Origin of the sequence: Gordonia sp. i37 (assembly GCF_002043085.1) — a bacterium.
GTDB classification, from domain to species: domain Bacteria; phylum Actinomycetota; class Actinomycetes; order Mycobacteriales; family Mycobacteriaceae; genus Gordonia; species Gordonia polyisoprenivorans.
This window is the reverse complement of the sequence record NZ_MVPX01000014.1, coordinates 1-8870: the sequence shown is the minus strand read 5'-3', so window position 1 is coordinate 8870 and position 8870 is coordinate 1. Positions and strand designations below refer to the sequence as shown.

The window sequence follows — 8870 nt, the reverse complement described above, 5'->3', positions numbered from 1 at the left end:
GGCCCCGCCGATCGCGGTGACGATCTCCTCGCGGATCGCGTCCAGCGGCGGGTTGGTGACCTGGGCGAACATCTGCTGGAAGTAGTCGAACAGCATCCGCGGCCGGGCCGAGAGCACCGCGATCGGGGTGTCGGTGCCCATCGAGCCGATCGCCTCGGCACCGGTGCGGGCCATCGGCGCCACCAGCAGGTCGAGCTCCTCGGTGGTGTAGCCGAAGGTCAACTGCCGCAGGGTGACCCGGTGATGCGACATGTGCTGGTGCGGCAACGCCTTGACGTTGTCGATGTGCACCAGGCCGTTATCGAGCCACTCCTGGTACGGGTGCTCGGCGGCGAGCTGATCCTTGATCTCCTCGTCGTCGACGATGCGGCCGGCGGCGGTGTCCACCAGGAACATCCGGCCGGGCTGCAGCCGCATCTTCTGCACGACGTCGGCGTGGTCGATGTCGAGGACGCCGACCTCCGAGGCCATCACGACCAGTCCGTCCTTGGTGACCCAGATCCGGCTGGGGCGCAAGCCGTTCCGGTCGAGGACGGCGCCGACGACGGTGCCGTCGGTGAAGCAGACCGAGGCCGGTCCGTCCCATGGCTCCATCAACGTGGCGTGGTACTCGTAGAACGCCTTGTGCTCGGGCTTCATCGACTCGTGACGCTCCCAGGCCTCCGGGATCATCATCAGCACCGCGTGCGGCAGGCTGCGACCACCGAGGTGCAGCATCTCGAGGACCTCGTCGAAGCGCGCGGTGTCCGAGGCACCGAGCGTGCACACCGGGAAGATCTTCTGCGAGACGTCGTCACCGAACAACTCGGTGTCGATGAGCGCCTCGCGCGCCCGCATCCAGTTCTCGTTACCGGTGACGGTGTTGATCTCGCCGTTGTGGGCGACGCGCCGGAACGGATGCGCCAGCGGCCACGACGGGAAGGTGTTGGTGGAGAAGCGCGAGTGCACCAGGCCCAGCGCGCTCTCGACCCGCGAGTCCTGCAGGTCCAGATAGAACTCGCGCAGCTGCGGGGTGGTCAGCATGCCCTTGTAGACGAAGGTCTTGCCGGACAGGCTCGGGAAGTACACGGTCTCGCGGCCCGGGCCGTCGGCGCCTGCACCCTTGGTGCCGAGCTCGTTCTGGACGCGCTTGCGCACCACAAAGGCCCGGCGTTCGATCACCATGCCGTCGGGATCGGGCGTGCCCTCGGGCAGCGCGATGAACACCTGGCGGAAGGTCGGCATCGCGTCGCGGGCGAGTGCGCCGAGACCGTTCTCGTTGACCGGCACCTCGCGCCAGCCGAGCATCCGCAGCCCCTCGGCCTCGACGATCTTCTCGACCGATTCGCACGCCTCGGCGGCGTCCTTGGAGCCCTGCGGCAAGAAGGCGATACCGGTGGCGTAGCCGCCCTCGGCGGGCAGCTCGAAGTCGACGACCTCGCGCAGGAAGCGGTCGGGTACCTGGATCATGATGCCGGCGCCGTCACCGGTGTTCGGTTCGGCACCCGCGGCTCCGCGGTGCTCGAGGTTGATCAGCGCGGTGATGGCCTTGTCCACGATGTCCCGGCTGCGTCGGCCGTGCATGTCGACGACGAAGGCGACACCGCAGGCGTCGTGCTCGTGGATGGGGTCGTACAGCCCTGTGGGACCAGGAGCATGCTTCATAATCTGCCTCACTTCGCGCGCGACGTTGCGCACCGATTGACCCGTATACGTCTGTGCGGACGCGGCACCGTCGACTGTGCCCCCGGAAGTGCCGAAACCATGGGCTGACCTGGCTCTTCCGACGATCGGACGGTGGCGTCCCCTGAGGTCAGCGCCGTTGCTGACACCTGGACCCGGCAGTCGTTGCCAGGCAGGAACCACCCTGCTCGCTAAGCATTGTCAGGTATTTTCTCACGCGCGGTGCCCAGTATCGAAATCCGGCTACCACATCGACGCCGACGTCGCAGCGTATGGCGCACAACGAGTGTTGCCGTACGTTCGTCCCCGACAGCGCCCTTCTCCTCGCCGACAGCGCCCTCCCAAGCGCCGACAGCGCCCATCTCCTCGCCGACAGCGCCCTCCCAGCCGCCGACAGCGCCCAATCCGCTCATGCCGGGCCGTCCGTCGTCCTACTGTCGATTTCGTGAACACCGTCGCCCCTGACCTGTCCGATCCTGCGGCACCACCGCACCCCGACACCCACGTCGGTCCGGGTTCGCGCCGGTCGCACGCCCTCAACAGCTATCTGAGCCGGGTCAGCCGACCGCTGATGGCGGCCACCCGCTACGGCCCCTCTCCGGTGGCGGTCCGGATGCTGCGGGCCACGCGGCCGGGCGTGAACCGCTCGCTGGCCGCGATGTGCCCGGTCCCCGCGGGCACCGCGGTGCTCCCGATCGCCACCCGTCACGGTGACGGCCAGGTGCGCGGCGAGTGGGTGGGCACGGTCGACACCCACGGTCCCGGCCTGACCCGCGGGCGTGATCGGCCGATCATCTACTACCTGCACGGGTCGGGATACGTGGTCTGTTCGCCGCGCACACATCGCGGTCTGGTCGCGCGGTTGAGCAGGCAGACCGGTTTCCTCGCGTTCAGCCTCGACTATCGCCTCGGTCCCGAATACCGGTGGCCGACCGGCGGAGACGACACCATCCGCGGCTATCACTGGCTGCTCGACCAGGGCATCGACGCCGACCGCATCGTCGTGGCAGGGGATTCGGCGGGCGGTCATCTCGCGCTGGATCTGCTCGCCGACAATCACCGAACCGGCACCCCACAACCCAGCGCCATGGTGTTGTTCTCCCCGCTCTACGACCCCAGCTTCGCCACCGCCGTCGCTCACGAACGCGCAGGGGCGCGCGATCCGATCATCGATGCCGTTGCGGCGCAGAAGATCCTGCGTCTCTACACCGGTGACGCCGATCCCGACCACCCGCGGATGCGCATCCCACTCGACGACGGGATCACGTTGCCGCGCACGCTGATCCAATACGGCGGCCTCGAGGTGATGGGCCAGGACGCGCGCGACTACCACCAGGCACTGGTGCGCGCCGGCGGAGACGCGCAGATCGAGGCCTGGCGTGGTCAGGGCCACGTCTTCCAGATGTTCGGCCGACTCACACCCGACGCCCGCCCGGCCGTCCGGCGCGCCACCGCATTCCTGACCGAATCGGTGACCGCGCACTGAATTTCACCTCCCTGGAGACCCCTTGAAGCGGCCGATCACCGTGCGTGGATGTGACCCGCGCCCGGTTTCGTGCATCGATGGTCGAGGTGCGAGCCGCGTGCGGCAGCCTCGAGACCGCTTGAGGCGGCACTGCATTCGAGCTACCGCGGACACCGAGAACGTCGCGTCGGCCGTGAATGCACGAGCTCCCCGCCGCAGCCGTCGATGTCGGAGAACGCGGCCACTCAGCCCACCGACCCCCGCTCCGACCCGGAGCCTTGTCGATCAGGGGCGCGGGCGAGCCTGCGGTCGAGCGGGACCTGCCACTCGAGGTCGATCTGTTGGTCCAGCGCCGCAAGACGTCCGGTGATCGGTGGCAGCTGATCGGCCGGGCAGCGGCGCGCGAGCGTCTCGTACAGTGCGCGCAGACGTCGGTGGACCTGTGCCTGCCCGTGACTGTGTCGACGGATCTCGTCGGTGCCGATGGCGACGTAGTCGGCCCAGCTGCGCCGGTAGCCACCGACCAGGGTGGCTCGTGTGGAGAGCAGGTCCGCACGCACGCGGGGGGCCAGCATCAGCAGCAGATCCTCGGTGTGGTCGAGCGCGAGGACGACGGTGCTCGGGTCGTTGCCCGCACTGGAGATCGCCTTGAGGGCGATGTCGGAGATCGATTGCAGCGCAGCCGCGGGGCTCACTGACGGTTGGTGGATATCCCCGAAGAGTAAGCAGCGCAACACCTTGTGGGCGGCAATCGAGTCGCGGTGCTCACCGCTGACGGCGATCACCCCGACGTCGTGCGGGACGTGATCGCCCACGGCGACCAGCAGGTCGAATCGCACGTTCCCGGAGACGGCGTATCGCTGTAGTTTCGCGACGTTGACCGCCAGCAGCACCCGGCCGCGGGTCGCGGTCTCCTTGAGGTGAATGATCCGGCGCGCATCGTCGGGATGCCCGGAGTCCACCGCGGGCGGGCCGACGGGCACCACTGCGTCGTGCGTACCGTGTTCCGGAACCGGCCCCGGGGCAACCTCCTCTGCGGCAACCTCCTCTGCGGCAACCTCCTCTGCGGCAACCTCGTCGGGAAACTGGCGGCGGATCGCCGAGCGGCCGTCGGCGGCGATCCAGCGCATGAGTTGAGCAGAGTTGAGCACGGTGCCTACCTTGGCCACCAGCGCGATGAACAGGAAGGCCGAGACGACGGTCAGCAACGCCGCGATCGCCGTCGACACCCCGGGCGTGGTGTCGTCGGGTTCGGCCAGCGCCAGGTCCATCGCCACCATCACACTGAACACGAATGTGGCCAGGAAGAACCCGATCGACCAGCGCATCACGGGCTCGCGTTGCAGCCGAGGGATGACACGCACCGAGATCTGCGACGCCCCGAACTGCATCGCCAGGGTGACCGCGGTGAACACCAGACCGGTCAGCGTGGCCATTGCTCCCGCGATGACCCCCAACACCGTGGCCAAGGTCCCCGAATCCACCTGCAGCCCCAGCGATTCGTCGAGGGCGATGCACAAGATCGCGGCAATCACCGCGAGCACCACCAGGATCACCGGCAGACGCCAGGTCGGCACCACACGCAGTTCGCGACGGGTCCGTCGCCATCGGATGGCCGTCGCCACCGCGTTGGGAGCGGCGACCCTCGGCGGGACGGGAGCCGGGGTCACCGGGAGCACGGGCGGGAGGTCGGGGACGCCGAAGCGACCGGCGAGCGCCTCCTGGACCACGATCTTCCAGCGGATCAGCGGCTCCCGGTAGCGGATCTCACGGCGGATCGCCTTGTCGAGCTTGCCCTCCTTGCCTGCGTAGAACCAGCGCGCCCACGGTGACCGGGGACGGGCCACGCGAAAGGTCCCGAACAACAACAGGAACGGGATGAACATCCCGATCAGCCCGGTCCACAGCTTGCCCTTCATCAGGGTGATCACCGCCAGCACCACATTGGCGGTCACGATCACCGCGGCGGCGATCCGGGTACCCGGGTCGGGGCCTGCGGCGATCTCGGTGGCCGCGTCGGAGAAGCCCAATGGCCGTAATCCGAGGAGAAACAGCACCCCGATCGCGATCGCGACGAAGACCGCATCGACCGACGAACGGCCTTCTTTCTCCCAGTACACATCTCGCAGATGCAGGATCAGTGCGAACTCGTCGAGCACCAACGCGCAACCGATTCCGAAGATCGCCGCGAGCACGCAGTCGGCGATCGGGGTGTCGAAGCGCGAGAGCGCCACGAGACCGAACCCCGACAACAGCATCGCGATGACTCCGAAGAACTCGTGGTGCAGGTGCATCCCGCCGGGCGTGACGTTGCCCGGCCACCAGCGCACCTGCGCGCGGATGAGCCGCACGCTGATCCGGATGAACAGGAATGTCGCGATGAACGCGAGGAGGAACAGGAACAGCGGCAGACGACCGGTGGCCACGATGGCGTGGTCGAACCAGTGGGTCATCGTCGTGCCCTGTCTCGGTTGCCGTGTCGGTCTCGGGTGCACCCGGGTCGATGCCGGTGAGCTTACCGCCGCGCGGTGTCCCGATTGCCGCACATCGTCGATCGCGGCCCCGGCTCGCGCCATCTCGGCCCGGTCTCGCGCTATCGTGGACACACTCACACGAGGTCGGGGGGCCACGATGACGTCAGCACGTTCCGGTGCCGCACGCATTCGACTCGACGAGACATCGCTGCTGTGGCGTTTTCTCGCCGATCGACGTTTCGTGATGTCGATCTGCCGAGCGGTGTCGTTGCAGATGTTGCACCCGTCGATCGCCGCGGCGACGCACGAGTTCTCCATCGTTCCGCGACGGGTGTTCGTGCACAAACAGCGCACCGTGCCGTGCATCATCCGGTCGGGATACGACGCCGGCTTCGACGAGGTGCGCCTCATCCGCTACAGCCACGACTCGTTTCGCGGACGCCGACCGGACGGACGTGCGTATCACGCACTGAATCCGTCGGTGTTCTTCTTCGAGCACGCCACCTACGTGGATGCCCTGTTCACCTGTGTCGAGGTGTTCTTCGGTGGTCTCGACGCCGACGACAAGCGTCGGCTCTACGACGAGACCTGCGAGTGGTATCGGCGGTACGGGATCTCGGCACGGGAGATGCCCGCCTCGCTCGACGACTTCGGCGACTACTTCACGCATGCGCTGGCCACCGAACTCGATCCGGTACCGGGCCTCGACTGGTATCGGGATCAGTTGCTGCGCCCGGATTATTGGCTGTTCCAGCAGCTTCCGACCCGGGCGGTGCGCGCGATCCAGCATCCGGTGGCCGCGCAGATGTTGGGGATCACGGTCTCGGCGGCCGACCGCCGGGCACTGTCTCGCTTCGCCGGACGCCTGCGGACGATGGACGCCGTACGCCCACGACGCAACATCCATCCCGACGACCTGGCCGACAAGGTCCTCGCCGCCCGCCGGAGCGTTCAGACGATCGCGGCGAGACCGTAGAGCGCCGAGTGCACGGCGATGTCGGTCTCCGAGCCGAGTTGCTGTGCGGCGGAGAGCACTTCGACGGCGAGTCGACGTGCCGCGTCCGACGGCGCGGGTCGCTCGGTCTGCAATGTGATGCCGCGTACGGTGTGGCGCAGTTCCATCGGTGCCGCGCCCGGCCCCGTCGCCACGAACTCCCACTCCCCCGCACGTAGCACCGGCGGCTTGGCGGCACGGAGCAGCCTGGCGGGTTGCTCGGCCCGATAGACGAGTCCGGGCACATCGGCGAACGCTCCGATGGCCGTACGCGCGCCCGCCGGCGATGTCAGCACCGCCGCGAGAACCCTTGTCGCGGAATCAACGTCGAACCTCTCGGAGTCAGGGATGGTCATGATCAGAAGGACAGGACGGGCGAGGGACGCACCGGGGTGGGCTCTCCGGTTCGCCGTACTGCGGTACCGATCACGAAGAACTCCAATGTGTGTGGCCCCCAAACCCATTCGGACACCGAGAATTGCACCCCGACGATGCCCGTACCCCCGTCACGCTCGGCCTCGGACTGCATGCGCGTCATCGCGAGTTCTCGCGCCTCGTAGTAGGCCTGCGTCCACTGCGGCATCTCCACGTTGCGGCCCATCTGCTTGAGCGTCTGCATGAATCCCTGCACCGCAACGTGATACACGCAGTTACCCAAGGTGAACGCGACCGGCGCGTACCCGGCCTGCGAGAGTTTGAACAGGTCCTGACCCGACAGATGCGAGCTGAACGCCCGCCCGTCGGGACGACGATAGGCGCCGGGCTTCGCGGTGAACCGCACCGCGGTGCCGATCGCCAGGTATTCGATGTGCTCCGGCGAGGCGCCGTGCGGCCGCCATTCCAGTCGCACACCGACGATCCCATCAGCGTGCAGCGCGTCAGCCTCGGCCTGCATCCGCGCCATGGCGTTCTCGCGGACGTTGTACATCGCAGAGGTGAGCACCTGCATCTCCGTGCTCTGCCGGATCGACGCGGTCTGGATGCCGACGTGATACACCGACGTCCCCATCACCAGACCCAGCGGCTCGAATCCCGCCGACTCGAGCAGGACGAATTCGTCGATCGACAAATCCGAGGTGAAGAGCCGACCACTCTCGGCGAGCCGCGCACTCGCAACGGGGTCCAACGGAGCGTTCACTGGCCTTACCTCCCTGATCACCTCGCGGGGAACTCACCCCACCACGCGAGTATGACACCATTGCGCCGCTCGGCCGATGGACCTCGGTTGACCGAATTACCTTGCCCACCAGTCAATCCGAACTATCGGACAAACCGCCCGAATGCACCGGCCTCGAGACCTACTGTCCCGCTGCCGATTCCGCACCACCGGCGGCAAACTCTCCGACAAACACCCTAAACCGCTCAGCCGCCACCGGAAGTGGTCGCGGCCGAAACCACGTCAACCCGATCTCACGTGTCTCACCAGCCAGCGGGACGAACACGACGTCGGCGACCCGGTTCGCATCGTCGACGGGGACCACACCCACTCCCAGGCCCGCCCCGACCAGCCCGGCGATCGTCGCGAGCTCGGCCGACTCGAACGTGATGGTCGGGGTGATGTCGGCGGACGCACACAGCTCGTCGAAGATCCGGCGCATGCCGAATCCGTGTTGCATGACGATGAACTCCTCGTCGGCGGCCTCTGCCAGACCGATACTCGTCCGGCCGGCAAAGCGGTGACCACGCGGCACGACGAGCGCCAGATTCTGTTGCGCGATCGGCTGCCACGCCATGTCGGTCCGCATCGGCCGCGGCGCGACGATGGCCAGATCGGCGTCGCCGGTCTCGATGTGCTCGACGACGGTGGCCACGGAGTCCTGCGCGAGGGTGAATCCCGCACCCGGATTGCGCTCGCGGAATGCCCGGATGAGTTGCGGCACCAGGCTGATGCCGAACGAATGCAGGAAAGCCAGCCGGACCACACCTCGCGTCGGTCGACGCATGTCGTCGATCTCCCGGCGTGCGGCGTCGAGTTGTGCGTGCGCGCGACGCGCCCGTTCGAGGTAGACACGGCCGTAGGCGTTCAGCGCCAGACGTCGGCCATGCCGGTCGAACAGCGCAACGCCGACCTCTCGCTCGAGCCTGCCCACGAATCGCGACAGGGTCGGCTGCGAGACGGCGAGCCGCTCACCGGCCGCCGTCAGGTTCTCGGCCTCGGCAATGGTGATGAACCACTCGATCTCGTCATGCACCATGCCATGCTAGCTGCAATACCGTTCAGTTAATCGGGTCGGTTGTGTAGATCGGTGACTGTGTCGGTTGCGGCCAGGAGGCG

7 protein-coding genes are annotated in these 8870 nt (G+C 67.4%); 2 read left to right on the top strand and 5 right to left on the bottom strand.

Going from position 1 to position 8870, the window contains the following annotated elements; translation table 11 throughout:
* A partial coding sequence (locus B1964_RS00675) for a glutamate synthase central domain-containing protein (RefSeq protein WP_290440673.1) occupies positions 1-1644 on the bottom strand: 1644 nt, incomplete at its 3' end.
* 463 nt (positions 1645-2107) lie between these two features.
* Here B1964_RS00675 and B1964_RS00670 point away from each other — a divergent pair.
* Positions 2108-3148: an alpha/beta hydrolase gene (locus tag B1964_RS00670; RefSeq protein WP_014358400.1), complete on the top strand. Its 1041-nt coding sequence runs from the start codon at positions 2108-2110 to the stop codon at positions 3146-3148.
* Between the two features lie 224 nt (positions 3149-3372).
* Here B1964_RS00670 and B1964_RS00665 read toward each other — a convergent pair whose 3' ends face one another.
* Positions 3373-5580, bottom strand: a complete 2208-nt coding sequence (locus B1964_RS00665; RefSeq protein WP_079928419.1) for a DUF2254 family protein — start codon at positions 5578-5580, stop codon at positions 3373-3375.
* Positions 5581-5758: 178 nt separating this feature from the next.
* Here B1964_RS00665 and B1964_RS00660 point away from each other — a divergent pair, with 178 nt between their 5' ends.
* Positions 5759-6577, top strand: a complete 819-nt coding sequence (locus B1964_RS00660; RefSeq protein ID WP_006369123.1) for an oxygenase MpaB family protein — start codon at positions 5759-5761, stop codon at positions 6575-6577.
* On the opposite strand, the gene B1964_RS00655 is transcribed toward B1964_RS00660, so the two are convergent.
* From B1964_RS00655 to B1964_RS00645, 3 genes are all read right to left on the bottom strand, one after another.
* Positions 6553-6951: a hypothetical protein gene (locus B1964_RS00655; RefSeq protein WP_014358397.1), complete on the bottom strand. Its 399-nt coding sequence runs from the start codon at positions 6949-6951 to the stop codon at positions 6553-6555. The two genes, B1964_RS00660 and B1964_RS00655, sit on opposite strands and share 25 nt — an antisense overlap.
* Before the next feature lie 2 nt (positions 6952-6953).
* The gene (locus B1964_RS00650) at positions 6954-7733 is read right to left on the bottom strand and encodes a heavy metal-binding domain-containing protein (RefSeq protein WP_079928418.1); all 780 of its coding nucleotides are present in this window, start codon (positions 7731-7733) and stop codon (positions 6954-6956) included.
* 160 nt (positions 7734-7893) lie between these two features.
* Positions 7894-8790 (bottom strand): LysR substrate-binding domain-containing protein, encoded by an 897-nt coding sequence (locus tag B1964_RS00645; RefSeq protein ID WP_006369120.1) that lies wholly within the window; start codon positions 8788-8790, stop codon positions 7894-7896.
* Positions 8791-8870: the final 80 nt, after the last annotated feature.